Source organism: Paraburkholderia sp. SECH4 (genome assembly GCF_030511745.1).
In the GTDB taxonomy this organism is placed as follows: domain Bacteria; phylum Pseudomonadota; class Gammaproteobacteria; order Burkholderiales; family Burkholderiaceae; genus Paraburkholderia; species Paraburkholderia madseniana.
The window spans coordinates 1-26,291 of the sequence record NZ_JALOCP010000034.1 but is presented as its reverse complement, the minus strand read 5'-3'; the positions used below and the strand labels follow the sequence as shown (position 1 = coordinate 26,291).

26 protein-coding genes and 1 pseudogene are annotated in these 26,291 nt (G+C 61.4%); 11 read left to right on the top strand and 16 right to left on the bottom strand.

What is annotated here, in order from left to right; all coding sequences use genetic code 11:
- Positions 1–357 precede the first annotated feature (357 nt).
- On the top strand, positions 358–987 hold the full coding sequence (locus tag M0D67_RS32575; protein WP_266241052.1) for a hypothetical protein: 630 nt from the start codon (positions 358–360) through the stop codon (positions 985–987).
- Positions 988–1,011: 24 nt separating this feature from the next.
- On the opposite strand, the gene M0D67_RS32570 is transcribed toward M0D67_RS32575, so the two are convergent.
- Positions 1,012–1,476 (bottom strand): DUF3455 domain-containing protein, encoded by a 465-nt coding sequence (locus M0D67_RS32570; protein WP_233465187.1) that lies wholly within the window; start codon positions 1,474–1,476, stop codon positions 1,012–1,014.
- Between M0D67_RS32570 and M0D67_RS32565 the strand changes: the two genes are divergently transcribed.
- On the top strand, positions 1,427–1,585 hold the full coding sequence (locus tag M0D67_RS32565) for a hypothetical protein (protein ID WP_233465188.1): 159 nt from the start codon (positions 1,427–1,429) through the stop codon (positions 1,583–1,585). The genes M0D67_RS32570 and M0D67_RS32565 overlap by 50 nt on opposite strands.
- Before the next feature lie 68 nt (positions 1,586–1,653).
- Here M0D67_RS32565 and M0D67_RS32560 read toward each other — a convergent pair whose 3' ends face one another.
- Positions 1,654–2,961 (bottom strand): TAXI family TRAP transporter solute-binding subunit, encoded by a 1,308-nt coding sequence (locus M0D67_RS32560; RefSeq protein ID WP_171929157.1) that lies wholly within the window; start codon positions 2,959–2,961, stop codon positions 1,654–1,656.
- Between the two features lie 158 nt (positions 2,962–3,119).
- Positions 3,120–3,842 (bottom strand): response regulator, encoded by a 723-nt coding sequence (locus tag M0D67_RS32555; RefSeq protein ID WP_266241051.1) that lies wholly within the window; start codon positions 3,840–3,842, stop codon positions 3,120–3,122.
- A 334-nt stretch (positions 3,843–4,176) separates the two neighbouring features.
- Here M0D67_RS32555 and M0D67_RS32550 point away from each other — a divergent pair, with 334 nt between their 5' ends.
- Together M0D67_RS32550 and bfr are read left to right on the top strand one after the other, a co-directional pair.
- Positions 4,177–5,376, top strand: a complete 1,200-nt coding sequence (locus M0D67_RS32550) for an aminotransferase class V-fold PLP-dependent enzyme (RefSeq protein WP_171929148.1) — start codon at positions 4,177–4,179, stop codon at positions 5,374–5,376.
- Between the two features lie 184 nt (positions 5,377–5,560).
- Positions 5,561–6,037, top strand: a complete 477-nt coding sequence (bfr, locus tag M0D67_RS32545) for a bacterioferritin (RefSeq protein ID WP_154567013.1) — start codon at positions 5,561–5,563, stop codon at positions 6,035–6,037.
- 98 nt (positions 6,038–6,135) lie between these two features.
- Here bfr and M0D67_RS32540 read toward each other — a convergent pair whose 3' ends face one another.
- A complete protein-coding gene (locus M0D67_RS32540) occupies positions 6,136–7,053 on the bottom strand; it encodes a LysR family transcriptional regulator (RefSeq protein ID WP_266241050.1) in 918 nt (305 codons plus the stop codon).
- A gap of 106 nt (positions 7,054–7,159) precedes the next feature.
- Between M0D67_RS32540 and metE the strand changes: the two genes are divergently transcribed.
- The gene (gene metE / locus M0D67_RS32535) at positions 7,160–9,439 is read left to right on the top strand and encodes a 5-methyltetrahydropteroyltriglutamate--homocysteine S-methyltransferase (protein ID WP_266241049.1); all 2,280 of its coding nucleotides are present in this window, start codon (positions 7,160–7,162) and stop codon (positions 9,437–9,439) included.
- Positions 9,440–9,478: 39 nt separating this feature from the next.
- On the opposite strand, the gene M0D67_RS32530 is transcribed toward metE, so the two are convergent.
- Positions 9,479–10,612, bottom strand: a complete 1,134-nt coding sequence (locus M0D67_RS32530) for an MBL fold metallo-hydrolase (RefSeq protein ID WP_266241048.1) — start codon at positions 10,610–10,612, stop codon at positions 9,479–9,481.
- 83 nt (positions 10,613–10,695) lie between these two features.
- On the opposite strand from M0D67_RS32530, the gene M0D67_RS32525 reads away from it, so the two are divergent.
- Positions 10,696–11,310 carry a TetR/AcrR family transcriptional regulator gene (locus tag M0D67_RS32525; RefSeq protein ID WP_154567758.1) on the top strand — a complete coding sequence of 205 codons (615 nt, stop codon included), beginning with the start codon at positions 10,696–10,698 and terminating at the stop codon, positions 11,308–11,310.
- A 3-nt stretch (positions 11,311–11,313) separates the two neighbouring features.
- Here M0D67_RS32525 and M0D67_RS32520 read toward each other — a convergent pair whose 3' ends face one another.
- From M0D67_RS32520 to oxlT, 4 genes are all read right to left on the bottom strand, one after another.
- The gene (locus M0D67_RS32520; RefSeq protein WP_266241047.1) at positions 11,314–11,745 is read right to left on the bottom strand and encodes a PAS domain-containing protein; all 432 of its coding nucleotides are present in this window, start codon (positions 11,743–11,745) and stop codon (positions 11,314–11,316) included.
- Between the two features lie 109 nt (positions 11,746–11,854).
- Positions 11,855–13,105 carry a formyl-CoA transferase gene (gene frc / locus M0D67_RS32515; RefSeq protein WP_093637087.1) on the bottom strand — a complete coding sequence of 417 codons (1,251 nt, stop codon included), beginning with the start codon at positions 13,103–13,105 and terminating at the stop codon, positions 11,855–11,857.
- 26 nt (positions 13,106–13,131) lie between these two features.
- The gene (gene oxc, locus M0D67_RS32510; protein WP_266241046.1) at positions 13,132–14,874 is read right to left on the bottom strand and encodes an oxalyl-CoA decarboxylase; all 1,743 of its coding nucleotides are present in this window, start codon (positions 14,872–14,874) and stop codon (positions 13,132–13,134) included.
- 63 nt (positions 14,875–14,937) lie between these two features.
- Positions 14,938–16,269, bottom strand: coding sequence for an oxalate/formate MFS antiporter (gene oxlT / locus M0D67_RS32505; RefSeq protein ID WP_266241045.1), 1,332 nt, complete (start codon positions 16,267–16,269; stop codon positions 14,938–14,940).
- Positions 16,270–16,718: 449 nt separating this feature from the next.
- Between oxlT and M0D67_RS32500 the strand changes: the two genes are divergently transcribed.
- Entirely contained in the window at positions 16,719–17,108 is a 390-nt protein-coding gene (locus M0D67_RS32500) for a hypothetical protein (protein ID WP_266241044.1), read from the top strand.
- Between the two features lie 110 nt (positions 17,109–17,218).
- On the opposite strand, the gene M0D67_RS32495 is transcribed toward M0D67_RS32500, so the two are convergent.
- Entirely contained in the window at positions 17,219–17,887 is a 669-nt protein-coding gene (locus M0D67_RS32495) for a glutamine cyclotransferase (RefSeq protein ID WP_266241043.1), read from the bottom strand.
- 13 nt (positions 17,888–17,900) lie between these two features.
- Positions 17,901–19,118: a helix-turn-helix domain-containing protein gene (locus tag M0D67_RS32490; protein WP_266241042.1), complete on the bottom strand. Its 1,218-nt coding sequence runs from the start codon at positions 19,116–19,118 to the stop codon at positions 17,901–17,903.
- 130 nt (positions 19,119–19,248) lie between these two features.
- On the opposite strand from M0D67_RS32490, the gene M0D67_RS32485 reads away from it, so the two are divergent.
- Both M0D67_RS32485 and M0D67_RS32480 read left to right on the top strand, forming a co-directional pair.
- Positions 19,249–20,022 (top strand): DUF899 domain-containing protein, encoded by a 774-nt coding sequence (locus M0D67_RS32485; protein ID WP_266241041.1) that lies wholly within the window; start codon positions 19,249–19,251, stop codon positions 20,020–20,022.
- A gap of 41 nt (positions 20,023–20,063) precedes the next feature.
- Positions 20,064–20,876 carry a DUF2182 domain-containing protein gene (locus tag M0D67_RS32480; RefSeq protein WP_266241040.1) on the top strand — a complete coding sequence of 271 codons (813 nt, stop codon included), beginning with the start codon at positions 20,064–20,066 and terminating at the stop codon, positions 20,874–20,876.
- Positions 20,877–20,902: 26 nt separating this feature from the next.
- Here the strand turns inward: M0D67_RS32480 and M0D67_RS32475 are convergent, their stop codons facing one another.
- The 4 genes from M0D67_RS32475 to M0D67_RS32460 form a co-directional block, all read right to left on the bottom strand.
- Positions 20,903–21,907, bottom strand: coding sequence for a sterol desaturase family protein (locus tag M0D67_RS32475; RefSeq protein ID WP_266241039.1), 1,005 nt, complete (start codon positions 21,905–21,907; stop codon positions 20,903–20,905).
- A gap of 48 nt (positions 21,908–21,955) precedes the next feature.
- A complete protein-coding gene (locus tag M0D67_RS32470; protein WP_323138192.1) occupies positions 21,956–22,966 on the bottom strand; it encodes a beta-propeller fold lactonase family protein in 1,011 nt (336 codons plus the stop codon).
- A 291-nt stretch (positions 22,967–23,257) separates the two neighbouring features.
- Positions 23,258–23,575, bottom strand: a complete 318-nt coding sequence (locus tag M0D67_RS32465; protein ID WP_266241038.1) for a zf-TFIIB domain-containing protein — start codon at positions 23,573–23,575, stop codon at positions 23,258–23,260.
- Positions 23,576–23,613: 38 nt separating this feature from the next.
- Positions 23,614–24,366 carry a TerC family protein gene (locus M0D67_RS32460; RefSeq protein WP_266241037.1) on the bottom strand — a complete coding sequence of 251 codons (753 nt, stop codon included), beginning with the start codon at positions 24,364–24,366 and terminating at the stop codon, positions 23,614–23,616.
- Positions 24,367–24,487: 121 nt separating this feature from the next.
- Here M0D67_RS32460 and M0D67_RS32455 point away from each other — a divergent pair, with 121 nt between their 5' ends.
- On the top strand, positions 24,488–25,369 hold the full coding sequence (locus M0D67_RS32455; RefSeq protein WP_266241036.1) for a LysR family transcriptional regulator: 882 nt from the start codon (positions 24,488–24,490) through the stop codon (positions 25,367–25,369).
- Here M0D67_RS32455 and M0D67_RS32450 read toward each other — a convergent pair.
- Positions 25,342–25,803, bottom strand: a complete 462-nt coding sequence (locus M0D67_RS32450; RefSeq protein ID WP_266241035.1) for a TerB family tellurite resistance protein — start codon at positions 25,801–25,803, stop codon at positions 25,342–25,344. The genes M0D67_RS32455 and M0D67_RS32450 overlap by 28 nt on opposite strands.
- 219 nt (positions 25,804–26,022) lie before the next feature.
- On the opposite strand from M0D67_RS32450, the pseudogene M0D67_RS32445 reads away from it, so the two are divergent.
- Positions 26,023–26,235: pseudogene (locus M0D67_RS32445) on the top strand (DUF2322 family protein); the annotation flags it as partial.
- Positions 26,236–26,291 lie beyond the last annotated feature (56 nt).

Here is a 26,291-nt window from a genome sequence, read left to right as displayed (position 1 = left end):
TCGTTGCCGACAAAAATCTGACCGCACCGGACGAGAAAATCGCCTCTCGCCAACCGAACGGTCCATCAAATCGAGCTGAAGTCCCCCGTGGCCGCGGGCGCAGAGAATGCCCGCGCGTTTCTGACGATCTTGCCCCGATCTCGCGACTGTTCAGCACAGGTTATTTTTTCGCATTAGCATACGAGCGATGTCCCGTGCCGTTCGGTGGAGTGAATCACCGGACCATTGCCACCGGACAATCAACGTGTGCGGGTCGCGCAAATCATCCCCACATCAACCCATCGCAGGCTCACGCTGCGAACTTGCCGTTTGACGTGCTCTTCGAGCAGACGGTCGTCATCAATCCAATCGTATCGATTGAACGGATCGTTGGTTAATATGAGGAATGTTCGTACATCATTGATAGTCGGAGTGCTTCTCCTCGAGTTGGTGTTCGGCGCTTTTTTACTGCTACAAAAAAGCCATCGCTCGGAGGTCGACACCGACGTGACGGCGGGAACTGTGATCGGTGCGGCGCCTCTCTCCGGCAACACGGTGACTGACCCCAAGCAGTCTACGAGCGGGACCGTGGTCACCGTATCCGGCTCGCCAGTGGACGATGCCGTGCCATTGCCGCGAGCGAACACGCGACCACGCGAATCGGTTGCCGTTCGTGCTTATGCCGAGTCGAAGACCGCCCCCGTGTTGCGAACCGAAGGCCGGCGTGACAGTCTGCATCGTCATGGCTCGAATCCGGTCGCGGCCGCGATCACGGATGAGCTGGTCAAACAGTCCGCGAAACTCGATCCGGCTTTGCCGCCGCCGGCCCAAGCCCAAGCCCAAGCCCAAGCCCAAGCCCAAGCCCAAGCCCAAGCCCAAGCCAGTCATGACGACTCGTATCGTCGTGGCTCGAACCCGGTTGCGGCCGCAATGACTGACCAACTGGTGAGAGAGTCCGCGAAACTCGATCCGTCACTGCCGCCGCCGAATCAGTCCGACATGAAGTAAGCGCGCGATGCGATGCCTCGCCGGCTACCGGTAGAACACGTAGTCCGCGAGATAGGGCGAGCTTCCGGTTTCATGTTCCGTTGAACACGGTGCCGTCGGCGCTAACCCGCCGACGGTATGCAAGCGCTGCACATACCGCACCGCTGACAGCGTGCCGCTACCGGCCGTGCTATGTGTTTCGAGGAGTAGCTGGGGAATGCTCGTCCGTGTTTCGCTGGGCTGCTGTGCCAGCACGTGGCCGACGATCCGGCTGCCATCTTCCGTTTCCCAGGAAGGACCCGCACCGTGCCGGACCGTAGCGTGGCCGCTCGCATCGTACAGCGTTGCCAGTGGGCTCTTGAACACCCATCCCAGTCGATGCTGCGCGTCGAATTCACACGAATAGTTCTGTACGCCGGACGCAGCGAGTGTCATCACGCGCTCAGCTTGAGGTGGGTCGATGGATGCACTCGGGGGACTTGCGGGCGGCATTGCGCATGCGGCGAGCATGGATACGGCGATGGTTGCGAAGCTTGCTTGCGAAACTTTCCTGAGCATGGATATCACCTCGAATGAAACGCGGCGCATGGCGGTTGCGGCCGCTAATGACGGCCGGTGAACCGGATAGTCGGGATAGTATGCGCGATCTTGTATGCGCCCGCGCGACGTCGGTGCGAGTCCATAAGCTCATGCTGCGCCCGTCGTAGCCTGGTCCGCGACGCGGGAAATTCGGTTCCGGACTACGGCAATCGCCTGCTTGAGTGCATAAACGTCCTGGAAATAGCGCTGCGGCATCCGGATCTGGTTGGCATGTGCATCGATATGCTCGATCTCGTTCCGCCATTGCGCAATCTGGTCCGGCGTTGGCTGGCTGGTTTTCCATATTTCGTCTTCGAGCGCCTTGATCTCGCGATACCAGACAACCAGGCGTTTTTTTATGCGAGCCTCCGCCATGCGCGGCAACGCCTGCAGCAGACCGAGCAATAAAGCCATGAAGGGAAGCAGGATCAGCAGACGTCGTTCGATAAAGCTGGCCAGCCAGAATGGCAGGTAGCGCTGCAGGAAGGGGCGACCCGTTTTGAAGTAACGCTCGCTTTCTTCGGAAACAGGAAAATCCTCGGTATTCAGATTGGGAAACACGCCAAGCGGCGTGAAGTAATCTTCGCCGCCGTGGACGGTTTTAGCCGCGTCCAGCAACAGGTAGACCAGCGCAGGGTGCAGCGTGTCTTTGGAGACGAGCAAGGCGGTGGCGGCGAGCAGCGTGACGTCGGCTTGCGGCAGATCGTTGACGACGCTGGTCGCGGCGCGCGGAAAAATAACCTTGGATAGCGACGGGAATTTCTGCACGAGCGCATCGGCCTGCACAAAACTCATCAGCTTGAGATCGCTGTTCAGCAGCGTGGTCTGCATGGGGGCATCGGGTCTGCCGATAAAGAAAGCCGCATCCAGTTGACCGTTTTCGAGAGCCTGGTAGGCTTTGACGGCGTCCATTTGGAGCAGCGTCGTATTGTCCCGTGTGATGCCGCTGTACCCGAGCAATACCTGGGAGACGTTCAGCAGGCCACTGCCGGGAACACCGATTGAAACTCTCTTGCCACGCAGTTCTGCCAGCCGGTTGATGGTGGACTCGCCACGGTAGAACACCCAGATCGGTTCATAGGAGACGGCGGCGATCGTCTGCAGATGGTCGGTTTCTTTCGGGCTGGTGGTGCCGGACTGGATGAAGCCCACCTCGTATGCGCTGTCGGGGTCTTTCAGCCGCTGATAGTTTTCACTCGACCCCGACGAACTGCGGATATCGAGCTTGATACCGTCACGCTTCAGGAGAGGTGCATAGCGATCTGCAAAGCCGCGATAGATCCCGTTGTCTGCGCCGGTTGTGATGACGATGGTGTGCCGGAAGGCGGGCTCGAGTATGACCCGAAGTCCCCAACCAAGCGTGGCGATCAGCACGATCACGCCGGCGATGAGAAGCCGCCGGCGACCCGGTGTCATGGGGCGTTTTTCATTGCGATGAAGCGCTGGGTTGTGCCTGGGCATTGTTCGCCTCTCTCGCGCTGGTGGTGTCTGACAGCCAGCATGGATAATGCAGCGCCGTGGACGCCTTGTCCATATCCGCACTCGAGCTTGCGATCGCCGCGACGCGTGAAGATTCAGTGCGTCGAGGACGGTTGCGCGCCGTCCGGCACAAATACATAACCATGACTGCGGACGGTCTGGATGAACCTCGGCGCGGAGGGGTCTGCTTCGAGAATCCTGCGCAGCCGCCACACCTGGACATCGACCCCGCGGCCGGTATGATCGTCTTCCGGCCCATGCGGCAATTCAAGCAGGCGCGCACGGGTAAGCGTGCGCATGGGGTGACTGACGAAGACCTTAAGCAGCGCGAATTCTCCCGCCGATAGCGTGAGCCGGTTGGTCTCCGTGTTGAGCGTGCGCAACTGAAGGTCCAGCGTGAATGGGCCGAATCCAACGACTTCGTGTTTTTCCCGCGTGGCGGCCGACGCAGACAGGGTTCGTCGTCGCAATACGGCCCGCATGCGGGCAAGGAGTTCGCGAGGATTGAAGGGTTTGCCGATGCAGTCGTCCGCGCCCATTTCGAGCCCCACGATCCGGTCCATGTCGTCGGGTCCCGAGGCCAGAATCACGGGGACGGTGTTGCCCGCGGCGCGTAGCGTGCTCAGCGCTGCGAGGCCATTCACACCGTGCATGATCTGGTCGAGGACAATCAGATCGGGTGGGTTCCGTTCGATGTGTTCCCCGAGCGACTTCACCTCGTGCAATACGGAAACCGCCATACCCTCTCGTCCGAGAAAGTCGGCAAGCGACCCAAGTAGTTCGACATCGTCGTCAACGACCAGTATTTGAGTTGTCATAGTAGGGAAATCGAACGCATAGGCCGGCAAACAGGGGTGCAATAACGTTGGCCGCCACGTCACGACTGCTGGTTTGCCGCGCCAGCTTTCAGTGCCGTCAGGCTGCTCGTGACCCGCGAACGTTGTGCTCCAGCTTCTTTAACGGAGCAACCTGCGGGAATCCGTCGCCGAATGCGGGCTTTTTTTAAAGGTCGTGGCGCCGATCGAGGGCGGCAGGCCAGTGCCTTCGCAGGCCAGGTGGCGTAGCATGGCAAACTCTTCGCGCCTATCGCCTATCGCCTATCGCCTATCGCCCATGCCCAATGCATCCCACACGCCCGTTATTGGACCGACCATGCCTTCTCCTCTTTCGCCTGCTGCCGTGGACGCGTTGCGCGCCCGCACACCCGGTGCTCAAAGCACCACGCATTTCAATCACGCGGGGGCCTCGCTGCCGTCGTCCGCCACGTTGGAGGCGATACGCGCTCACCTTTGGCTCGAAGCCACGACGGGGCCGATGGAAGCCGGCGTAGCCGGACGTGAGCAGACCGAGCGCGCTCGCTTGCTGGCTGCGCGACTGCTGAACGCCCGTCCGGCGGAGATCGCCCTGACCACCGGCAATTCGGCAGGGTGGGGCCCCGCATTCGCCGCGCTAGGACCAGGGCGACCCGGCGAGCGGATTCTGGTCGGGCGTCACGAGTGGGGCGGGAATCTGGCCGCCATGCGCCTGTCGGCGCAACGCGCGGGGGCGACGATCGAAGTCATTCCGTCCGATTCCAGCGGCGCCGTTGATCCGCAGGCGCTGGAGGCTATGCTCGATGACCGTGTGCGCCTGATTGCGCTGACCTGGTTGCCGGCGAACGGCGGGCTGATCAATCCGGCTGCGGCGATCGGCAAGGTCGCACGCCGCCACGGCATCCCCTACTTCGTCGATGCTGCCCAGGCGGTTGGACAACTTCCCGTCGACGTCGCCGAGGTGGGTTGCGATGTCCTGACCGGTCCGTGCCGCAAGGCGCTGCGTGGTCCGAGAGGCACAGGCCTTTTGTATGTGCGGGAGGACTTTCTGTCCCGCTTGACGCCGGCCTTCGTCGACATGCGATCCGCGCCGCTGGGTGCTGACGGCGAACCTGTCTTACGGGACGACGCGGTGCGTTTCGAGTCGGCGGAAGCATCGCTGGCGCTGCATTGCGGCCTGGCTAACGCGTTGGAAGAGGCGTTGGAGATCGGCGTTGAAAATATTCGCGCGCGGATCGACAGCATTGCACGAGCGTTGCGCGGGCAACTCACGGAGATCCCCGGTGTGACCGTGCTGGACCAGGGCCGGGAGCAATCCGGGCTGGTGGCGTTCAACATAGCGGGTCTGGAGGCTGCGTCGGTGCAGCGCAGTCTGGCGGATCAGGGTGTCGCGATCGGCAGTAACGGTGTCCCGTACACGCCTCTTGATATGGAATCCAGAGGACTTAAGCAGATCGCGCGAGCGTCGGTCAGCTATCTGACTACCGAGCCGGAAATTGGCAGGCTGCTGGATGGAATACGAAAGTTGGCAATCCAGTGACCCTCTGCGCGTTTGGTTTGGTTAGATCTGAAGCGATACCAATTCTCATTCGTACGGTCGACCGGACCATGCACTATGCTGCGCTAACGGGTGCGGCATATTAACCGCGTGATGCTATGCACCAAACAGCATCACGCGAAGTGCGTTGCCTGAGAGGCGTGGTGTAGCGAATAGAGGAGGCAGTATGCAAGGAGATGCCAAGGTACTCGAATACTTGAACGCGCAATTGAAGAACGAGCTGAGCGCGATCAACCAGTACTTTCTGCACGCCAGAATGTATGGTCATTGGGGCCTGAAAAGTCTCGCCAAACACGAGTACGACGAATCGATCGGCGAGATGAAGCATGCCGATCTGCTGATCGAGCGCATCTTCGTGCTGGACGGCTTACCGAATTTGCAGGACCTGCACAAATTGCTTATCGGCGAGGAAACGCAGGAAATCCTTGAGTGCGACCTCAAGCTCGAGCGGATGTCGCAGGCAACGTGCAAGGAAGCTATTGCCTACTGCGAGACGGTTAGCGATTACGTCTCACGCGCGATCCTTACCCATATTCTCGACGATACCGAGGAACATATCGACTGGCTCGAGACCAACCTGGCGTTGATCGACAAGGTGGGGATTCAGAACTATCAGCAATCGGCAATGGAGTCACCGGAATGAGTCCGTCGAGACCCCGGGCGGCGAAGTGAACCGGCCATCAGCGATGTGCCGTCACGCACTCCGGCCGCCCATCAACGCATCGAATTCTCCAGATACGCTTAGCGTTTAGCCGGCTTTTTCTTAGTCGCATTCCAGTCCGATTGGCGCGCGAGTTCGACGAACGCTTTCAGATAATCGATCGCCGCGTCTGTCTCGCGCACGCCGAGAAAAATCTGCTTGGCGATGCCTCGCCTGCCTAGTCTGACCGGAGTCACGGCGACCTTGCCGGCGTACTCTTCCACCAGCCAGCGAGGCAGCGCGGCGACGCCGCGCCCACTGGCTACCATTTGCAACATGATGTCGGTTGTTTCAATGACCTTGTGGCGCTTCGGCATGACGTTCGCCGGCATCAGAAACTGGTTATAGATATCCAGCCGATCGATTTCCACCGGATACGTAATGAGGACCTCATCCGCCAGTTCCTCGGGCGGAATAAAGGGCAACTGCGCGAGTCGATGCCCGAGGCCGACCACCAGCACCTGCTCGTAATCGAACACCGGTTCGAAGCGTAGACCGGGTTTTCGCAACGGGTCCGGCGTGACCAGAATGTCGATGTCGTAACCGAACAGCGCACCGATGCCGCCAAACTGGAATTTCTGTTTGACGTCGACATCCACGTCCGGCCAGCGCGCGAGATACGGCGAGACCACCTTGAGCAGCCACTGATAGCAGGGGTGGCACTCCATACCGATACGAAGCGTGCCGCGCTGCCCCTGGGCGTATTGCTTCATCCGTTCTTCCGCGTGTTCCATTTGCGGCAGCACCCGGTTGGCAAGCGCCAGCAGATATTGACCTGCCTGGGTCAAACGCAGGTTTCGGCCCTCGCGATCCCACACCGCGGTGCCCAGTTGTTGTTCCATCTTCTTGACGGTGTGACTCAGCGCCGATTGCGTCAGGCACAGAACGTTGGCCGCCGCGGTCAGGGACCCTTGGCGGTCCACTTCCCGAATGATTGTCAGATGGGTTCGTTCGAGCATGGTGAGTCCATGAATAAAACTAATCGATCAATGAAATAATGCCATTATATTTCATGAGCCATCCACCCTATGATCGAGCCGTTCATTTTCGGAACAGCTCATCACCATGGTTACGACACACAATCTGGGTTTCCCCCGCATCGGCGCAAAGCGTGAGCTGAAGTTCGCTCAAGAGCATTACTGGAAAGGCCAGTCGTCGCGCGACGAATTGAAAAGCCTGGGCGCGCAACTGCGTCAGCGGCACTGGGAGAACCAGTCCGGCCTCGATCAGGTTCCGGTTGGCGACTTCTCGTTTTATGACCAGGTGCTCGATACGAGCTTCATGCTGGGCAATATCCCGGAACGGGTCCGGGGCTTTGAGGGCGACGCGCTCGACAATTACTTTCGCGTTGCACGTGGCCGCTCCGCGCATGATTCGGCCTGCAGTTGCGGCGTGCAGGCAGGCGAGATGACCAAATGGTTCGATACGAACTACCACTACATCGTGCCGGAATTCGGCGCGGCGACCGAGTTTTCGCTCGACGTGTCGCGCCTCCTCGATCAACTGGCCCAGGCTCGCGCGCTTGGTGTCAAAGCCAAGCCGGTCATCATCGGGCCGGTGACGTATCTATGGCTCGGCAAGGCGAAGGACGATTCGGACAAGCTCGCGCTGTTGCCGCGTCTGTTGCCTGTGTACGCGGCACTGCTCGAGCAACTGGCGGCGCAAGGGGTGGAATGGGTGCAGATCGATGAGCCGGCGCTGGTCACCGAGCTTGAGCCGGCATGGCAACACGCATTCGTCACGGCGTACGACGCATTAAAGACCACCAGCGTGAAGCTTCTGCTGGCAACCTATTTCGGTGAGCTGCGCGACAACCTCGCGCTCGCCTGCGGATTGCCGGTTCAAGGTCTGCATGTCGATGCGGTCAACGGCCGTGGCGAGGTCGAGCAGGTCGTCGCACGGATGCCCGCCGACAAGATTCTGTCGCTTGGCGTAATCAATGGCCGCAACATCTGGAAGACCGATCTGAGCGCGGTGCTGGAATGGCTGACGCCGATTCATCAAACATTGCAGGCTCGCCTGTGGATCGCGCCGTCGTGTTCATTGCTGCATGTTCCGGTAGACCTGAACAGCGAACAGAGGCTCGATCACGAAATCCGTTCTTGGCTCGCGTTTGCCCTGCAAAAGCTCGATGAACTGAAGATCATCGCGAAGGCGCTGAACGATGGACGCGAGTCGGTACTAGCCGCGCTTGCCGAAAATCAGGCCGCCATCCAAAGCCGTCGCACGTCGCCGCGCGTGCACAACCCGGCGGTCAAGGACGCGATCGTGAAGATCGATGCCGCGTTGGGACGTCGCACCAGCGCCTATCCGCAACGTGCCGCCCGGCAGTCTGCGCTGTTGAACCTGCCGGCTTACCCGACCACCACCATCGGCTCATTCCCGCAAACCGCCGAAATTCGCCAGGCGCGCAGCCAGTTCAAGCGTGGTGAACTGGACGAAGCCGGCTACAAGACGGTGATGCAGCACGAAATTGCGCGCAGCGTGCAGGAACAGGAAGCGCTGGGTCTCGACGTGCTCGTGCATGGCGAAGCAGAGCGTAACGATATGGTCGAATACTTCGGCGAACAACTCGACGGTTATGCGTTCAGCCAGTTCGGCTGGGTGCAGTCCTATGGCTCGCGATGCGTGAAGCCGCCCATCCTGTTCGGCGACATCAGCCGTCCGAAGGCGATGACGGTCGAGTGGATCAGGTATGCGCAATCGCAGACCGCCAAGCCGATGAAGGGCATGTTGACCGGCCCGGTCACGATCCTGAACTGGTCGTTCGTGCGTGACGACCAGCCGCGTTCGGTTTCCTGCTATCAGTTGGCGCTGGCGATCCGCGAGGAAGTGCTGGACCTGGAGAAGGCGGGGGTACGGGTGATCCAGATTGACGAAGCGGCGCTGCGTGAAGGCCTGCCGTTGCGCAAGTCGCAGTGGAGCGACTATTTGCAATGGGCGGTGGAGTCCTTCCGTATCACGGCAAATGGCGTGCAGGACGAGACGCAGATCCACACGCACATGTGCTACTCGGAGTTCAATGACATCATCGCTTCGATCGCCGATATGGACGCTGACGTCATCACGATCGAGACGTCGCGCTCGGACATGGAATTGCTGGACGCCTTCGACAACTTCAATTATCCGAACGAGATCGGACCGGGCGTCTACGACATCCACTCGCCGAATATTCCTAGCCAGGAGCACATCGTGAATCTGATGCGCAAGGCGGCCGAGCGGATTCCGGCTGAGCGCTTGTGGGTGAACCCCGACTGCGGCCTGAAGACCCGTGCGTGGGAGGAAGTCATTCCCGCGTTGAAGAACATGGTTGCGGCAGCCAGAACGTTGCGCGAGGGCATCTGATCAAGCTGGCTGAGACTACGTTGCGTGAGGTCGTTGACCTCACGAATTCGTTTGCCGGGTCTGGCGGCAGACGAACCGGCGCAGCGGTGTCACGGACTCTCGCGCACTCTCGGCCTCAGCGACCTCGCGCCACCACTTCTCGCCGCGGTGCGGCGCGGCCAGATCCAGCCGCTCGCCCATGCGGGGCGTCGACAGCGGAATGCCGCGCGCGGCGGTGAGCCCGATCACGCGCTCGTACGGTTCCTGCCAACGATGCATCGCCAGATCGAACGTGCCGTTGTGAACGGGCACCAGCCAGCGGCCGCGCAGATCGACATGGGCCTGGACGGTCTCGTCGGGCTGCATGTGGACGTATGGCCATTGAGCGTCGTAGGCGCCGGTTTCGAGCAGCGTCACGTCGAAGGGACCCAGCCGCTCGCCAATGGCCTTGAATCCGTCGAAGTAGCCCGTGTCGCCGCTGAAGAACACGCGCAGCGCGTCATCGACGATGACCCACGAAGCCCACAAGGTGCTGTTGCCGTCGAACAGACTGCGGCCGGAGAAATGCTGCGCCGGGGTTGCCGTGAACGCCAGGCCGTCGATTTCGACGCCCTGCCACCAGTCGAACTGGCGGACCTTCGACGCCTCGATACCCCACTCGATCAGACGGTCACCGACGCCCAGCGGCGTCAGAAATACGCTTGTCTTCGCAGCGAGTGCCAGCACGGTCTCGCGGTCCAGATGGTCGTAGTGGTCGTGCGACAGAATCACACCGCGCAACTGCGGCAAGTCTTCGAGGGCAATGGGCGGCGCATGAAAGCGCTTTGGACCGAAGCGCCGGAACGGTGATGCCCGTTCAGCGAAGACCGGGTCGGTCAACCAGAACTGACCCCGCAGCTTGAGCAGCATGGTGGAATGCCCGAGGCGGTACAGGCTCCGGTCCGGCGCGGCCTGGAGTTGTTCGGGCGACAGGGCATCGACGGGCAGGGCGCCCGCCGGCGTCGTGCCGGCCGGCTTGTTGAGCAAAATATTCCAGACGATGCTCAAGGTCTTGCCGAGTCCTTCGACAGGACGCGGTCTGACGTTACGAAAGCGCTTGCCGTCGTGCTGAGCCGACATATCGAACAATTCACGCCCGCGTCGCGCTGCCGTCAGGCCCAAGGCGCGGCGAATAGAACTGGTGAACGATGTCATGCGAGCAGCCTCGAGGCATAAAGTAGACTGCTCAGTGTAGTTTATTTTCGAGAAAAGTAAACTGCCCGGTGTAAAATTTATTGATGAGCACCAGTGAACCCACCCTCCGCCTGACCGACCGCAAGCGCGCCGCCGTCATTGGGGCGGCAATCGAAGAGTTTCTGGCGGCCGGCTTCGACGCGACCAGCATGGACCGTATCGCGGCACGCGCGGGCGTTTCGAAGCGGACGGTCTACAACCATTTTCCAAGCAAGGAAGCGCTGTTCGCTGCGATCCTGGGGCAGTTGTGGGAGTCGAGCGATACGGGAGAGGTGACGGCTTATTCGGCCGCGCATCCGTTGCGTGCGCAGTTGCTCCAGCTTCTGTTTAAAAAGCTGGCCCTTCTGAATAACGAGGCGTTTCTGTCGCTGGCGCGCGTTGCGATCGCGGCGGGCATTCATTCGCAGGAACGCGCGCGCGATATGGTGGCGCGCATGGGCGAGCGCGAAGAGGACCTAACAGTGTGGATTCGCGCAGCCGCTGCTGATGGCCGCCTCAAGACGTCGGACCCGATGTTTGCCTCACAGCAGTTGCAGGCCCTGGTGAAAGCGTTCGCGTTCTGGCCGCAGGTGACGATGGGTCAGCCACCCCTCAGCGCCGATGAACAAAAGCATGTCGCGGAATCTGCTGCCGATATGTTTCTTGCGCGCTATGCATGACGCTCACGCGCCCGCGGACGCTTCCAGTTCCGCGAGACGCTTGCGCAGCAGGCGATCCTCCTGGAAGCGGCTGGTTTCGTCGCGGATCACGGCGACGATGCCGGTGAGCTCGTTCTGCGGCGAATGCAGCAACGCGACCGTAAAGGCGATCGACAGTGACCGCCCGTCCTTATGGACGGCAGGGACACGCAGCACGTCGTTGCCATAGCGGGTTTCGCCCGTTGCCATGGTCTTGTGATAGCCGTCCCAATGGCGGCCGCGCAAACGTTCCGGAATGATCAGGTCCAGCGACTTTCCCAGTGCCTCGCTCTGCGCAAAGCCGAACATGCGCTCAGCGCCGGGGTTCCATAATGTGATGCTGCCGGTGGCATCGGAAATGATGATCGCGTCGCCGATTACGTTGACGAGTTGCTCGAAGTCGATAGCGCTTTGCATGGCGCTCCCCGGAAGTAAAACCGCAGATCCTTGAATTGGATACGGCGCCCGCTGAGGGGCGCCGTATCCACAGGCCCGAGCCTGCACATAGGCCCGCAGCGTAACACCATTAAACCGCTTTGATTTCGTGCAGGTTGAAGATGTCCTGCCGGCTGTAGCCGAGGCTCGCCAGCACTTCATCCGTGTGTTCACCGAGCAGCGGCGACGCGGTCACTTCCGGCTTCATGTCCGAGAACTTGATCGGACTGCCGACCGTCAGATACGTGCCACGCTTCTTGTGCGGGACTTCCACGATCGTGCCGCTTGCGCGCAACGACGGGTCGTTGGCCAGCTCCTTCATTGTCAGCACCGGCGCGCACGGAATGTCGAACTTGCGCAGGATGTCGACCGCTTCGAACTTGGTCTTGTCGGCGAGCCACGCTTCAATCGTGCCGAAGATCTCGAAGATATGCGGTTGACGTGCTTCGGCAGTCTTGTAGGCGGGATCGTCAATCCATTCGGGTTTGCCGAGTGCCTTGCAGATCGGCTCCCATGCATGGCCCTGGATCGTGAAGTAGATGTACGCGTTCGGATCCGTTTCCCAGCCCTTGCACTTGAGCACCCAGCCCGGCTGACCACCGCCGCCCGCATTGCCGCCGCGCGGCACCACGTCGCTGAATTCGCCGTGCGGATATTGCGGATATTCCTCGAGATAGCCCACGCGCTCTAGCCGCTGCTGGTCGCGCAGCTTCACGCGGCACAGGTTCAGCACGCTATCCTGCATCGACACCGCGACCTTTTGGCCCTTGCCGGTTTTGTCGCGTCCAATCAGTGCGGTCAGAATGCCGATCGCCAGATGCATGCCGGTGTTGCTGTCGCCGAGCGCCGCGGCGCTGATGGTCGGCGGGCCGTCCCAGAAGCCGGTGGTGGACGCCGCGCCGCCCGCGCATTGCGCGACGTTTTCGTAGACCTTCAGGTCGTCGTAGTGATGGCCGTCGCTGAAGCCCTTCACCGAAGCGACGATCATCTTCGGATTGAGTTCGTTCAGGCGTTCCCATGAAAAGCCCATCCGGTCCAGCGCGCCCGGGCCAAAATTTTCGACCAGCACGTCGGATTCTCGAATCAGCTTTTCGAGTACTTCCTTGCCTTCGGGCTTTTTCGTGTCCAACGTGAGCGACTTCTTGTTGCTGTTGAGCATCGTGAAGTAAAGCGCGTCGGCGTCAGGGATGTCGCGCAACTGGTTACGCGTCACGTCGCCCGAACCCGGTCTTTCAACCTTGATCACATCGGCGCCGAACCAGGCGAGCAACTGGGTGCACGCAGGACCGGCCTGAACGTGGGTGAAGTCGATGATCTTGATGCCTTCGAGTGGTTTGGTCACTTTGCTATCTCCGTGGTTACGCTGGATCACTTTTTCATTGCCGCGCTTTGCGGATTCAGATTGGTCAGGCGGCCGCTTTCGGTGCCCGCCGCTTCGTCGATGACGGCATTGATCAAGGTCGGCTTGCCTGATGCGATCGCTTCAAGCAGAGCCTTCGTCAGTTCTTCCGGTGTGGTCGCGTTGTAGCCGACACCGCCGAATGCCTCGATCATCTTGTCGTAGCGCGCGCCCTTCACGAACACGGTCGGCGCGACGTCCTTGCCGCCTGTCGGGTTCACGTCGGTGCCGCGATACACGCCGTTGTTGTTGAAGACGATGGTGCAAACCGGCAAGTCGTAACGGCAGATCGTTTCGAGTTCCATGCCGCTGAAACCGAACGCGCTGTCACCTTCGATCGCGACAACCGGTTTGCCGCTCGTCACCGCCGCGCCGATCGCGAAGCCCATGCCGATGCCCATGATTCCCCACGTGCCCGAGTCGAAGCGTTTGCGCGGCTCGTACATGTCGATGATGCTGCGCGCGTAGTCGAGCGTGTTCGCGCCTTCGTTGACGACGTTGATGTCCGGGCGCGTCTTCAGCACATCGCGGATTGCGCGCAACGCACTGTGGAAATTCATCGGCGACGGGTTCTTGTCGAGTGTCGCAGCCATCTTTGCGAGGTTCTTGCTCTTGCGCTCGGCGATCGCGCCGGTCCACTCAGCGCTCGGCTTCGCGACTCCCGCATCGAGGCCGGCACGCAATGCCGCCACGCACGAGCCGATATCGCCGATCACCGGCGCGGCAATCGCGACGTTGCTGTCGATCTCGGTCGGCGAAATATCGACCTGGACGAACTTCTTCGGCTCCGCGCCCCACGTCTTGCCCTTGCCATGCGAGAGCAGCCAGTTCAGACGCGCGCCGATCAGCACGACAACGTCGGCTTCCTGCAGCACGAACGAGCGTGCCGCCGACGCCGATTGCTCGTGCGTATCGGGCAACAGGCCCTTGGCCATCGACATCGGCAGATACGGAATGCCGCTTTGTTCGACGAACGCCCGGATCTCCGCGTCAGCCTGCGCGTAAGCCGCCCCCTTGCCGAGCAGGATCAGCGGACACTTGGCGCTCTTCAGCACATCGATTGCGCGCTTGACCGATTCCGGCGCCGGCAACTGACGCGGTGCGGCATCGACCACTTTGACCAGCGATTGCTGCGCCTTCACGGCGTCCAGCGTTTGCGCGAGCAGCTTGGCCGGCAAATCCAGATAAACGCCACCCGGGCGGCCCGACACCGCGGCGCGAATCGCACGCGCCACGCCGATGCCGATGTCTTCCGCATGCAGCACGCGATACGCGGCCTTCGCATACGGCTTGGCCGCATTCAACTGATCCATTTCTTCGTAATCGCCCTGCTGCAGATCGACGATTTCACGCTCGCTCGAACCGCTGATCAGGATCATCGGGAAGCAGTTGGTGGTCGCGTTGGCGAGGGCGGTCAGGCCGTTCAGAAAGCCGGGCGCCGACACGGTCAGGCAGATACCCGGCTTCTGCGTCATGAAACCGCTAATGGCCGCTGCATTGCCCGCGTGCTGTTCATGGCGAAAACCGATGAAACGCATCCCTTCCGCCTGGGCAAGCCGCGCGAGGTCGGTGATCGGGATGCCGACCAGTCCAAAGATGGTGCTGATGTCGTTCAGTTTCAGCGCGTCGATGACGAGATGAAACCCGTCGGTCGTCTCGACCGCTTGTTGTGTCGAAGTCTCTTCTACTGTTTGCCGGTCGGCTTCTGCCATGATGCTGCTCCTTGGTCGCGGGACGTTATGGATTCGTCGTGAGTGGCGAGCTCACGTTGTTGTTCATTCAGGTGAGCCGCCTGGCGACGGCTGCAGGCGCGCTTCAGCGATCACTACGCCAGCCGGCGCGCCTGAGTTTTCGATCCAGCGTTTTCTCATGGGGGCGAGGATGAATTTCGCGGATACGGCTGCCGCGATCGACACCACCGCCGCCGAGATGAACACGGTGCTCCACCCGCCGCTGGCCGACAGCACCGAGGCGAGCGGCACCAGCATCGACGCTGTGCCCTTCGCGGTATAAAGCGTGCCGGCATTGGCCGCGGCGTATTTGCTGCCGAACGTGTCCGCGCAGGTCGCCGGGAAGATCGAGAAGATCTCGCCCCAGCACAGGAACACAGCGGCGGCGAAGAACATGAAGGCGTACGGGTTGTGGCCGAACTGCATGAGCCCCAGCAGTGCGACGCCCTCGCCGAGAAAGATCATGAACATCGTGTTTTCGCGGCCGATGCGGTCCGACAGGAAACCGCACAACGGACGCGTAAAACCGTTGCAGAAATTGTCGATTGACAGCGTCATCGTGAGCAGCGGCAGCGTGATGCCCATCAGGTTCACCGGCAGTTTGGCAAAGCCGAATTCCTTCGCGATCGGCCCAAGCTGGGCGGTGGCGATAATGCCGCCGGCTGCGACGAACACGAACATCAGATACAGCACCCAGAAGAGCGGCGAACGGATCATCTCGCCGGGCGTGTAGTCGATCTTGCTTGCGACCACGCGTTTGGCCGCGACCGCGAATGCGGGAGGTTTCGGCCGTACCAGCATGGTGGCGAGCAGCAGAATGCAGACGCCCTGGAAAATGCCGAAGAACATGAACGTGTGCTCGTAACCCGAGCGCTGGATCATGTTGGCGATTGGAATCACGGTGAGGGCCGCGCCGGCGCCGAAACCTGCCGCAGTCAAACCGGCCGCGAGACCGCGCTTGTCCGGAAACCATTTGAGTGCCGTGCCGACGCAGGTGCCATATACGCAACCCGCGCCGATACCGGCGATCACGGCTGCGATGTATAGCTCGACGAGACTGCTCGCATGCGCGTCGATGATCCAGCCGAGCGCCGCGCACACCGAACCGCCGATCACAACCGGGCGCGGCCCGAACTTGTCGACGAGCCAGCCTTCGATAGGCACGAGCCAGGTTTCAGTGACGATGAAGACCGTGAATGCGGTCTGAATGGCTGCCTGGCCCCAGTGGTGGGCGTTGTCCATCGGAACGACGAACAGCGTCCAGGCATATTGCAAATTCGCGACGAGCCCCATGCATACGATGCCGATCGCTAGCTGGACCCAGCGGTTTTGCCGGAACGGCGTACGGCCTGTCCCGGATACGTTGGAATGTCCCATGTCCTTCGTCTCCTGTATATTCCGTCGCGCTCGAGCGGCGCGTTGGACTTACGTGATCGAATCGCTTCATCGCCGGTTTGTCTGTTGGCAATCAAGCGCCATTGGTCGGCCAGAGGAAATTGCACTGACGAAAACCTTTGCCCGTCGATCTCACAACAACTGGGTAAAAGGCGTTTCGCGTGGAGCGCTTCTGAAGGATGCTGCGCGCGAACAGCGATAAGTAAAAGTTAAAACATTTTATGGTTTGCATTAGGCATACCTAATGGATGGGTATGCCTGTTCTGACAACGGGGTCATGAGATGTCCGGGCATTCTGACTTCGTCGATGCCGTCGGCAGGGGAATTGATATATAAACAAAGCTTTATGGTTCTTCGAAATAACTTTAACTGTTGTTTATCTTTTCGCGCTCCTATTCTTGGTCATGTCAATTTGCCTGAAGGAGACGACCATGAACCCGTCCCAGTTCGACGCCCGCGAGAGCGCGCACGACGCGGAAGTAGAGGCGCAACTGTGCGCCTATAACAGCGCTTTCGAAGAACTCGGCCTGCGCTTCCGTTGGGATGCGCGCACGCTGGCGTTGCTAGCCATGATCGACGATGAAGAGGCGCAGATTGCCGCGTACATCGAAGCACATCACGCGCACTTGCTGAAAGCGTATAGCGCCGGGTTTCTGAGCCGGGCCATCCTCGAGAAGAAAAAAGCGCGCTATCCAGCGTGTGTATCGATGCGCGTCGAAAGCGCGCCGCATGTGACCCAGGCGGTAGGTCAGCCGCAGACCAGCAGTTGGCGCGAGCGCTTGTCGTACGAGGTGGAGCTGCCGGCGCTGGTTGGCGTTTAGCCGCGGCAGACGAATTTCTGCTGGCGGGAGCCCTGGATCGACGACGTTTGTTGTTGGTTGTTTGTTGAGTCGATCCGGGCGTTGCATCAAATCCGTCGTCAGGCGGTAAATTACTCGCTCGCAGACTCGACGGGGACCGCGGCGTCTCGTGCGGGCCGGCGTACGGCTCGCACCTTCCCGCTGTTTCCGCCGCCGCAGAAGAACAGATCGCCGCCATCGGCTTCCAGCCCCGACACGATCAGGCCGGGCGGCATCTCCAGGCTCTCCAGCACTTCTCCCGTACCAGGATCGACTCGCCTCAACTCGCTCGCTTCATCTTCCCAGGTGCCGTGCCAGAGCTCTCCGTTGCTCCAGGTGACGCCGGTGACGAAGCGGTTGGACTGGATAGTGCGCAGAATCGCCCCGGTTTGGGGATCGACCTGGTGGATCTTCCGGTCCTTATACCGCCCCACCCAGAGCATTCCTTCGGCCCACGCGAGCCCCGAGTTGCCCCCGCCGCCGGGTGCGGGAATGGTGGCGAGCACGCGGCCGGTATCCGGATCGATCTTCTGGATGAGGTCGTCGGCGATCTGAAACAGGTGCTGGCCGTCGAAGGCCGTGCCTGCCTGCGCGGCGACGTCGAACGAGCGCAGCGTTTCTCCGCTCACCGGATCGAAGGCATTCAGCTTGTCTCCGGCCGCAATCCAGACACGCTGACCGTCATAGGTGACGCCCCCCACCTGGTTGACACCCGGAAAGGGCCCATATTCACGAACGATTTTGGCGGCTGATTTGTTCATGTTTCGATCCTAATCACTCGGTAGGGGGAGCGGGGAGTAACAAAGTCGTCGTGAATCCGGGCATGGGCGGCGTCATCCAGCGTCGCGCGCGCCCGCGGCCGAACGACTGCACCTTGCCGGCTGCCGCCAGCGAATCGAGTGCCCGCTGCATGGTGCGCTGACTGGCATCCAGTGCAATCGCGAGCGCCGAGCTCGACCACGACTCACCGTCGGCGAGGAAGGCGAGCACCATCGCATGCGGTTCTTCGACCGGCCGCGCGAGCACGACGACCTCGCGCGCGCCGTGCGGCACCAGCGCAAAACCGCGCTTCGTCGCGCTCACGCCGGCCAGCGGCCCAAGCAACGCGCGAAGCCGCCCGACTTCGACGCGCAGCCGTGCGCGATGCGATTCATCGGCATGCTTCGTCCGGAATGCGCGCGCGATGAGGGTGTCCCTCGATACGTCTTCGGGCCACGCTTCGGCCAGTGCGCGTGCGAGCGCGAACAACACCGGACGCCTCGCGAGCGGGACCACGATGTTTGCTTCACGCACGACATAACGGCACGCGTCCACCACGAGCGCCTTCGACGCCAGTAACGCCTCAATCTCCTCGAGCACGAGCAAACGCTCTTCGCCGTGTGCAATCAGACGAGCCGCGGGCGTGTCCAGCAGTAGGCGTGCGCTGTCGACCTCCGCCGTCAGCGATGGGATACCTGCGTGACGCGCGGCTTGCTCAGCTTTCCCGAGCGCAGCGCGCGCGGTTTTCGTCTGGAGGCGGCGCATCGCGATTCCCGCGACGACCAGCTCGTGGGCGGCACGCAGCGCGGGCGGGAAGGGTGCTGGATCGAGGTGGGCGAGCAGGCGCTCGGCCTCGTCGAGGCGCCCGATCAGGAGGAGGCGCCGGACTTCGAGATACCGCGCATGCGCGGCGTTCAGCCGGTCACCGTGGGCTTCGAGCGTCGCCCGAGCGGCGTCGAGCGCCTTCGCGGGCCAGCCCAGATCGCGCGAGGCGAGCGCGATTTCAGCCTCGGCGACCACGCATCGCGCGCGGGCCACTGGCGCTTTCGGGCCGAAGGCGCGCGCCGCACTGCGCACCAGCGCTTTTGCCCGAACAAGATCACCGAGCTGCGCCATCGCTATGCCTCGCAGCGCGAGCGCAGCTGCGTCGTCGCGCAAGGCGACCCGGTTCAGTGCGCCGAGCGGGTCGCCCGCCGCGAGCGCACGCGCCGCGGCCGTCACTAGCGAGTCCATGGTCTATTCGAATCCCGCCACACTTGTCACTCCCACCGTTCGGGTGCCCGTGACTAATCTAGCACGACCACCAACCAGTTCGTCGTCTCGACAACTGAACGAACGACGAAGGACTCCCAAGGAGAGAATCATGACCACGACACATACAACCGGGACGCGTGACCAGTGGCTGGCGGCGCGGCTCGATCTGCTCAAGGCAGAGAAGGCGCTCACGCGGCAGAGCGACGCGCTGGTGCAGCAACGGCAGGCACTGCCCTGGGTGCGAATCGACAAGGCGTACACATTCGAAACCGCTGCCGGAAGGGCATCGTTGGCGGACCTCTTCAAAGGACGCTCGCAGCTTCTCGTGTACCACTTCATGTTTGGACCCGACTACAAGGCCGGCTGCCCGTCGTGTTCGTCGATCGCCGATGGGTTCAACGGCGTCGTCGTTCATCTGGCAAATCACGACGTCACGCTGACGGCGGTGTCGCGGGCGCCGTTCGCGAAGCTGCAGACGTACCAGCGCCGGATGGGCTGGACATTCCCGTGGGCGTCGTCCGCTGGCAGCGACTTCAACTTCGACTTCAACATCGCGTTCACCGAGGCGCAGCAGCGTGAAGGAAGCATCGAATACAACTACGAGCGCGGCGGCCACGCGATGGACGAAACGCAGGTCGTCCCGGAGCCCGTCGTCCAGTTCGCGGCCACGTGCGGAACCGACGCGGCGACGTACACGCGCGACAGGCCGGGCTTGAGCGCGTTCGTACTCGAGGACGGCGTCGTCTACCACACGTACTCCACCTATGCGCGCGGCGTGGACGGCATCTGGGGCATGTACCAGTTGCTCGACCGCGCGCCCAAGGGGCGCAACGAGACGGGCGTCTGGTGGAAGCGTCACGACGAGTACGAGACGACGCGCTGAGCCGGGCGATGGGACACGTTGGCGCAACCAGGGGCTGCGAAATGTCGGGACGTGCGATCGAAGCGCGAGTTTCGCAGCGGGCTTTCTTCGGCGTCTCGGCGTTACTCTTCACCGTCAGCACGGCGGTGACGATCGCCGGCGCCGCGTCCATGTCAGCGATGGGCGAGATGCCGATGCCCGGCGGCTGGACGATGTCGGCGGCGTGGATGCGGATGTGCGGACAGACGTGGCCAGGCCTCGCGGCGTCGTTCCTCGGTATGTGGATCGTGATGATGGTCGCGATGATGCTGCCATCTCTCGTTCCCATGCTGTGGCGCTACCGCGAGGCCGTCGGCGGGGCAGGCGTAACGGGCCTGGGCTGGCTGACGGTGATGGTGGGCGTGGGGTACTTCTTCGTGTGGACCGCGTTCGGCATAGCCGCATTTCCGCTCGGCGCCGCGCTGGCGGCGCTCGAGATGCAACAGCCGGCGCTGGCGCGCGCCGTTCCGTTCGCAGTCGGTGTGATTGTGCTGATCGCCGGGGCGCTGCAGTTCACTGCGTGGAAGACCCGGCGCCTTGCCTGCTGTCGCGAGACACCAAGGCGCTGCCTCATGTTGCCCGCATTGCCCGCCGACGCCGCCACGGCATGGCGCCACGGTCTGCGCCTCGGCCTCCACTGCAGCTACTGCTGTGCCGGCCTGACGACGGTCCTGCTCGTTGCCGGGGTCATGGATTTGCGTGTGATGGCTGCTGTGACGGCGGCCATCACCGTTGAACGTCTTGCACCGCGTGGTGAGCGCGTGGCGCGCGTGATTGGAGCCGGTATCGTCGCCGCAGGCGTGTTGCTGATTGCACGAGCCGTGGTGTTGGGATAAGTCACCCGCCCCCATGCCAATGACAATCAGTCCGTCACGCCGCCGTAGTTGCGTTGTCCCCGCAGACGCATCGCGATACGGCCAAACGCGCGCCATTGCTGTGCGATTAACCCGTCGCCATAGGAACGCGCTGCGCCGTGCGGCACGGGCAACTGGTCACGAATGCCGGTCGGCTCAACAGTGCGGTCCCACGACGCGGTCCTGAACATCATGTCCCACCACGGAAACAGCACGCCGAAGTTACAGCCGTAGCGCGTGCCTTCATGGCCGTAGCCAATTGCGTGATGACGCCGATGAAAAATCGGGCTCACGATCGTGCGTTCGAGCAGCCATCCATACGGCAGGCGCGCGTTCACGTGCTGCACGCTCTGCATGAAGTTGCCGACCGCGACCAGTACGACGAACTGGCTCGGCTGCACGCCGATGAACAGCGAAATCGCGGCGAAGAACGCGGCCTGAATGATGTCGTCGAGAAAGTGATTGCGGTCGTCGGACCACAACGACATCTGCTGCTGGCTGTGGTGCACCGCGTGCAGCTCCCACCACACGCCGAAGCGATGCTGCCAGCGGTGATACCAGTACCCGAAGAAATCGAGCACGATCAGGTAGATGAGGAACGACACGACCGGCTGATCGGTGACGCCCGGCCACAGTCCGTCGATATCGATGTTCGGCACGTTGTAGATCGCGATCAAGCTCTGCCAGTGATTGAACACCGGCTGCAGCATGAAGAAGAACGCGATATTGATGATGCCGAGTTTGGCGATCCACGTGTAGATCACGTCGGCGCGCAGCGCTTTCCGATCGGACCACGCCTCGACGGGCCGCAGCGCTTCGAGCGGCCGCAAGGCGATATACGTGACGAGGATTTCCAGCACGCCGACGATGACCCAATAGAGTGCATCGTAGGTGTCCTCGTCGTATCCCATCAGGCCGAAGCGATAGAAAAACGGCTGCACCACGTCGACGTACAGGAGTGTCTGCAACGTCGAGATGCCATTGTCGAGTAGCGTGAGGATTTCGTGGATCATCAAAAACCTCTTGAAATTGCGGGTGCTGTCATCAAAACGAAAGCCTGTTCAGTCTGGATTGGGCGCATACACGGGTGCACGGTTGGCGAAATACAAACCATGCGGTGAACGTCCGACCGCGATCGTATCGATAAGTTTATGCGTTGTCAGATCAATGATGCCCACATGCCGTGAAAAACGGAATGTGACCCACAGGTAGCGGTGATCCGCGGACAGTTCCATGTCGTCAGGACCGGGCATGAGTCCGGTAATGTCAGCGGTCTTCGTCAGCGTGTTGTAATCGAGAATGCTGATCGTGCTTTCCACGCGGTTCGTGAGCGCTATGTGCTGGCCGTCGTCGAGATTGCGGAAATTGTGCGCGCCGCGGCCGGTCTGGATTCTTTTCACGACTTGCTGTTTGTGCCAGTCGACTACGGCTACGTCGTCTTCGCCCGTCATGCCGATCAACAGATAGCGGTCGCCCGGCGTCATCCAGAGGCCGGCGGGCGTATTGCCCACGTGCAGTTTCCACAGCACCGTCTGCGTCGCCAGATCGATCGCGGCCACTTCGCCGGTGTCTTGCAGCGTGACGAATACCGTCTTGCTATCGGACGAGAACGTCATGTGACTCGGCGTCTTCGAGAGCGGGACGCGTTTGGCGAGCGTCATGTTCTGGCCGTCGTAGTGATACACGTCGACGCGATCCAGCCGCAGACCTGCCGTCACGAACCATTTGTGATCGGGCGAGAAACCGAGCTGATAGGGATCTTCGATATCGTCGACCTTGCGCTGCACACGGCCGGTGTGTGGATCGAGAAACATCAGATCGTTCGAGATCGAATCCGCGACGATGAGCGAGTGACCGTCGGGCGTGATCATCAGATGGTGCGGTTCCTTACCCGTCGGCTCCGTGCCGATCACCTTATGCGTGGCGGGATCGATCAGCGTCAGTTTGGCTTCACCGGAGTCGAGCACGATCACGTTGTCGGCTGCCTGCGCCGGCATCGCCATGGTTAGCGTGCAATACGTCAGCGCAGCAAGCGCGCCGGTCTTTGTAATCGAAACGATAGAAAGTGGCATCTGAACGATAGACGGGCAGGAAAACAATTTGGGGGAACATCATGGCGGCGGGCGCAGGGGATTCAGCGCGGGTGGATTGCGCCTAACCCGCGCGCTCAAACCCGCAGTCAAACAGTTAACGGCTTAACGCGCCACTTCGCTCTGTCGATGACACGCGGCGCGTTGTTATTTGTATGAAGGGTTCGACGCTGGCTGAGGCAACGTCAGAGGGAAAATGAAAAGGCGCGGCTGACAACAGCGCGCGCCTCCGATCTGATAACTGCTGCCTGGTTCTTCTGCTCGCGGACACTTTCAATCGAAATCGAACATGTCGAAAAGCGAGCGCTTCTTCTTGTGTCCCCGATAATCCGTCCGGTGATTGTCATACGTGCGGTTGTTGTCGTACGCATGGTCGCGATGCCGTTCCCGATCTCGATCCGAATGGTTGTCCCGACTCGTGCGTGCGGTAGCGTTAGTCTGCGCGTCATCGCTCCCGGCGTCCTGCGCAATCAGCTTGTCGAGTTCGCCGCGATCAAGCCAGATGCCCCGGCAGACCGGGCAGTAGTCGATTTCGATCGAGCGTCGCTCGGTCATCAGCAAGTCAGTGGTCTTGCAAACGGGACATTTCATTTCGTTGCTCCTCAACGGTAAAAAAGTTCATCGAGCGCTCATTGCTCCGTGCTAGGCGCCCGCTTCGAATTCGCCCGGCGCACGAGCATGTTCAGTGCCTCGACAAACGCGGAGAACGCCATAGCCGCATAGATGTAAGCCTTCGGCACGTGTGAACCAAAACCTTCTGCGATGAGCGTCATGCCGATCACGAGCAGGAAACCGAGCGCGAGCATGACGATGGTCGGATTGCGATCAATGAAGCGCGACAGCGGGTTGGCGGCGAACAGCATCACGGCGACGGCAGCAATCACCGCAACGAACATGATCGGCATGTGCTCGGTCATCCCCACCGCAGTGATGATGCTGTCGACCGAAAACACGATATCGAGCACCAGGATCTGTCCAATCGCAGCCATGGCGGTCAACTGCACGGTTGTGCTCGCCTTGTCGCGTACTTCTTCCGCATGAACGACGTGGTGGCGAATTTCGCTTGTCGCCTTCCAGACGAGGAACAGGCCGCCGCCGAGCAGGATCAGATCGCGCCATGAAAACGCGTGGCCGAACAGCGTCACGGCGGGCGCGGTCAGTTGCGCAATCCACGCGACGGTGCCGAGCAGGGCGAGCCGCAGCACGAGCGCAAGCATGATGCCCATGCGCTGCACGCGAGCGCGCTGGGCTTCCGGCAGCTTGTTGCTGAGGATCGAGATGAAGATCAGATTGTCGATGCCGAGCACGATTTCCATCACGACCAGCGTGAGAAGCGCAGCCCATGCGGCGGGGTCGGCAGCGAGTATGAGTAAAGAGTCCATGGGGTCCGTAAGCAAAGGGTGACAGGCAACGTCGGTATGCCGTTATCATCGCCGTCTTCATGGTTCGGATAAATCAGTGATAATCTGAGCGACATATCGTTTTATTCGAAGTGTCGCCAGCATGCTCAACTATCGCCATCTCTACTATTTCTGGATCGTCGTGAAGGAGGGCGGCTTCGCGCGTGCGGCCGAGCGTCTCGACATGGCGGTTCAGACGATCAGCGCGCAGGTGCGCGAGCTGGAAAAATCGATCGGGCGCCAGTTGCTCAAACCGGCAGGGCGCGGCGTCACGATGACCGAAGCCGGCGAAACGGCCTTCAATCACGCGGAACAGATTTTTCAGATCGGCGAAGCGCTGCTCGACGAGATGCGCGAGGCGGGCGGCGAGCGTGTTGCCCGGCTTGCCGTAGGTCTTTCCGACGGCATCTCAAAGCTGGCCGCGCACGCGCTGCTCGCGCCGGTGCTTGAAACGCCGTCGCTCAGGCTGCTCTGCCACGAAGGCGAGCATGCGCAGTTGCTGTCGGAGCTCGCGCTCCATCGGCTCGATCTCGTGCTGGCGTGCCAGCCTGCGCCGCACAATGCGGACTTGCGCGTCGTGAGCCAGCGCCTTGTCGGTTCGCCAGTTGATTGGTATGGCCCCGCGGAGATCATCCGCAAGTCTGCCCGCACTGGCTTTCCGCAGTGCCTGGCCGAGCTGCCTGTGCTTCTGCCCACCGGGCACGGCGCGTTGCGTGCCCGGATTGACCGATGGTTCGAAACCGAAGGAATCCGGCCGCGGATCGTCGGGGAGTTCGAAGACAGTGCGCTGATGGCGGTGTTCGCCGCGCGTGGCCTCGGCGTGTTTCCGCTCGCGGAACTTGGCGCGGGGGACGTGGCGCTGCTGCGGGGGCTGCGCTGGCTCGGTCGAGCGGAAGGCGTAGTCGAAGAAATCCACGCGATCCGCTCGCGGCGCGGGCAGCATCATGCGCTCGCTTCTCAGGTGGTCGCTGCCGGGCGTGCGTGAGTGTACGGCGCGTCCGGCAACCGGATGTGCCGGCTCGCCACCTGGATTGGCTTAGGCCCCCAAGCGTTGAACACAGCAGCCAGTAAGGCAATTTCGCCATCCGCCAGATAGTTGTCCGCGATCGTGACGGCGATACACAGGCGCATCACCTTGCGCCGCAACGCGGGGTCGTCGATCTCATCTAACAACGTGGTGAGCAGGGCCGCGCCGAGCTGGCCGACCGGCGGCGCGAACGGTGTGTTCGCGACCGACTGGTCCTCACACAGCGTCTGCACGGTCTGCGCGAATTGCTCTGGTGCGAGACCGAGTTGGCCCGCTATATCCAGGTTTTCGAGGGCGAGCTCTTCCGAACTGCTGACGTGGCCGTCGGAAGTAAGGGCCAGCGCGACGATACGTGCGGCGGCTTGAGGACTGTTGCGCGGATAGGTTCGCATGTTTGGGCTCCTGGCGCGGACAATGTCCGCAGTGGTGATGAGCCTCAGTCTGCGTCAGGTTGGGGAACGGATAAATCTGCTAATCCGGAAGCGAAGGTTCGGAAAAACCGAAGCTTCCGCGGCGGACTGCGCGAAGCCTCATGGTTCAGCACGATGCAAAACACCCTATCGGATAAGATACGGCTCGCCGTATTTTTCCGAATAGAAGGAGTGTTTTCAGTGATTCAACCGAGCAACGTGTTCAAGGACAACCTCGCCCAACTGCCGGCCATCGACGGTATCGAACGTATCGATCTGCTCGACGGCAAGGGCGCCGTGGTGGCCAGCATCGAAAACAAGCCGGGCAAGCAGGGTTCGCTGGCGGTATACAACTATCTGCAGCAGGCCTTCGGCACGCTGGACGCCAAGGCGGCCGAACACGGCCTCGCGGTGTTGTTGCCGGTGGTGTAAAACCGCTTAAAGATGGCGTCGCAAAGTTGAGCAAAGCG

Excerpts from the sequence above, each read along its gene's own strand:
- oxc (WP_266241046.1), bottom strand. The coding sequence starts at position 14,874 with ATGGCAGAAGCCGACCGGCAAACAGTAGAAGAGACTTCGACACAACAA.
- M0D67_RS32560 (WP_171929157.1), bottom strand. The coding sequence starts at position 2,961 with ATGACACCGGGTCGCCGGCGGCTTCTCATCGCCGGCGTGATCGTGCTG.
- M0D67_RS32495 (WP_266241043.1), bottom strand. The coding sequence starts at position 17,887 with ATGAACAAATCAGCCGCCAAAATCGTTCGTGAATATGGGCCCTTTCCG.
- M0D67_RS32540 (WP_266241050.1), bottom strand. The coding sequence starts at position 7,053 with ATGCTCGAACGAACCCATCTGACAATCATTCGGGAAGTGGACCGCCAA.
- M0D67_RS32555 (WP_266241051.1), bottom strand. The coding sequence starts at position 3,842 with ATGACAACTCAAATACTGGTCGTTGACGACGATGTCGAACTACTTGGG.
- M0D67_RS32490 (WP_266241042.1), bottom strand. The coding sequence starts at position 19,118 with ATGGACTCGCTAGTGACGGCCGCGGCGCGTGCGCTCGCGGCGGGCGAC.
- M0D67_RS32565 (WP_233465188.1), top strand. The coding sequence starts at position 1,427 with ATGGATGCACTCGGGGGACTTGCGGGCGGCATTGCGCATGCGGCGAGC.
- M0D67_RS32470 (WP_323138192.1), bottom strand. The coding sequence starts at position 22,966 with ATGCCACTTTCTATCGTTTCGATTACAAAGACCGGCGCGCTTGCTGCG.
- metE (WP_266241049.1), top strand. The coding sequence starts at position 7,160 with ATGGTTACGACACACAATCTGGGTTTCCCCCGCATCGGCGCAAAGCGT.
- M0D67_RS32450 (WP_266241035.1), bottom strand. The coding sequence starts at position 25,803 with ATGCGAACCTATCCGCGCAACAGTCCTCAAGCCGCCGCACGTATCGTC.
- M0D67_RS32455 (WP_266241036.1), top strand. The coding sequence starts at position 24,488 with ATGCTCAACTATCGCCATCTCTACTATTTCTGGATCGTCGTGAAGGAG.
- M0D67_RS32550 (WP_171929148.1), top strand. The coding sequence starts at position 4,177 with ATGCCTTCTCCTCTTTCGCCTGCTGCCGTGGACGCGTTGCGCGCCCGC.
- M0D67_RS32570 (WP_233465187.1), bottom strand. The coding sequence starts at position 1,476 with ATGCTCGCCGCATGCGCAATGCCGCCCGCAAGTCCCCCGAGTGCATCC.
- M0D67_RS32475 (WP_266241039.1), bottom strand. The coding sequence starts at position 21,907 with ATGATCCACGAAATCCTCACGCTACTCGACAATGGCATCTCGACGTTG.
- M0D67_RS32460 (WP_266241037.1), bottom strand. The coding sequence starts at position 24,366 with ATGGACTCTTTACTCATACTCGCTGCCGACCCCGCCGCATGGGCTGCG.
- M0D67_RS32485 (WP_266241041.1), top strand. The coding sequence starts at position 19,249 with ATGACCACGACACATACAACCGGGACGCGTGACCAGTGGCTGGCGGCG.
- M0D67_RS32480 (WP_266241040.1), top strand. The coding sequence starts at position 20,064 with ATGTCGGGACGTGCGATCGAAGCGCGAGTTTCGCAGCGGGCTTTCTTC.
- bfr (WP_154567013.1), top strand. The coding sequence starts at position 5,561 with ATGCAAGGAGATGCCAAGGTACTCGAATACTTGAACGCGCAATTGAAG.
- oxlT (WP_266241045.1), bottom strand. The coding sequence starts at position 16,269 with ATGGGACATTCCAACGTATCCGGGACAGGCCGTACGCCGTTCCGGCAA.
- M0D67_RS32465 (WP_266241038.1), bottom strand. The coding sequence starts at position 23,575 with ATGAAATGTCCCGTTTGCAAGACCACTGACTTGCTGATGACCGAGCGA.
- M0D67_RS32525 (WP_154567758.1), top strand. The coding sequence starts at position 10,696 with ATGAGCACCAGTGAACCCACCCTCCGCCTGACCGACCGCAAGCGCGCC.
- M0D67_RS32500 (WP_266241044.1), top strand. The coding sequence starts at position 16,719 with ATGAACCCGTCCCAGTTCGACGCCCGCGAGAGCGCGCACGACGCGGAA.
- M0D67_RS32520 (WP_266241047.1), bottom strand. The coding sequence starts at position 11,745 with ATGCAAAGCGCTATCGACTTCGAGCAACTCGTCAACGTAATCGGCGAC.
- M0D67_RS32530 (WP_266241048.1), bottom strand. The coding sequence starts at position 10,612 with ATGACATCGTTCACCAGTTCTATTCGCCGCGCCTTGGGCCTGACGGCA.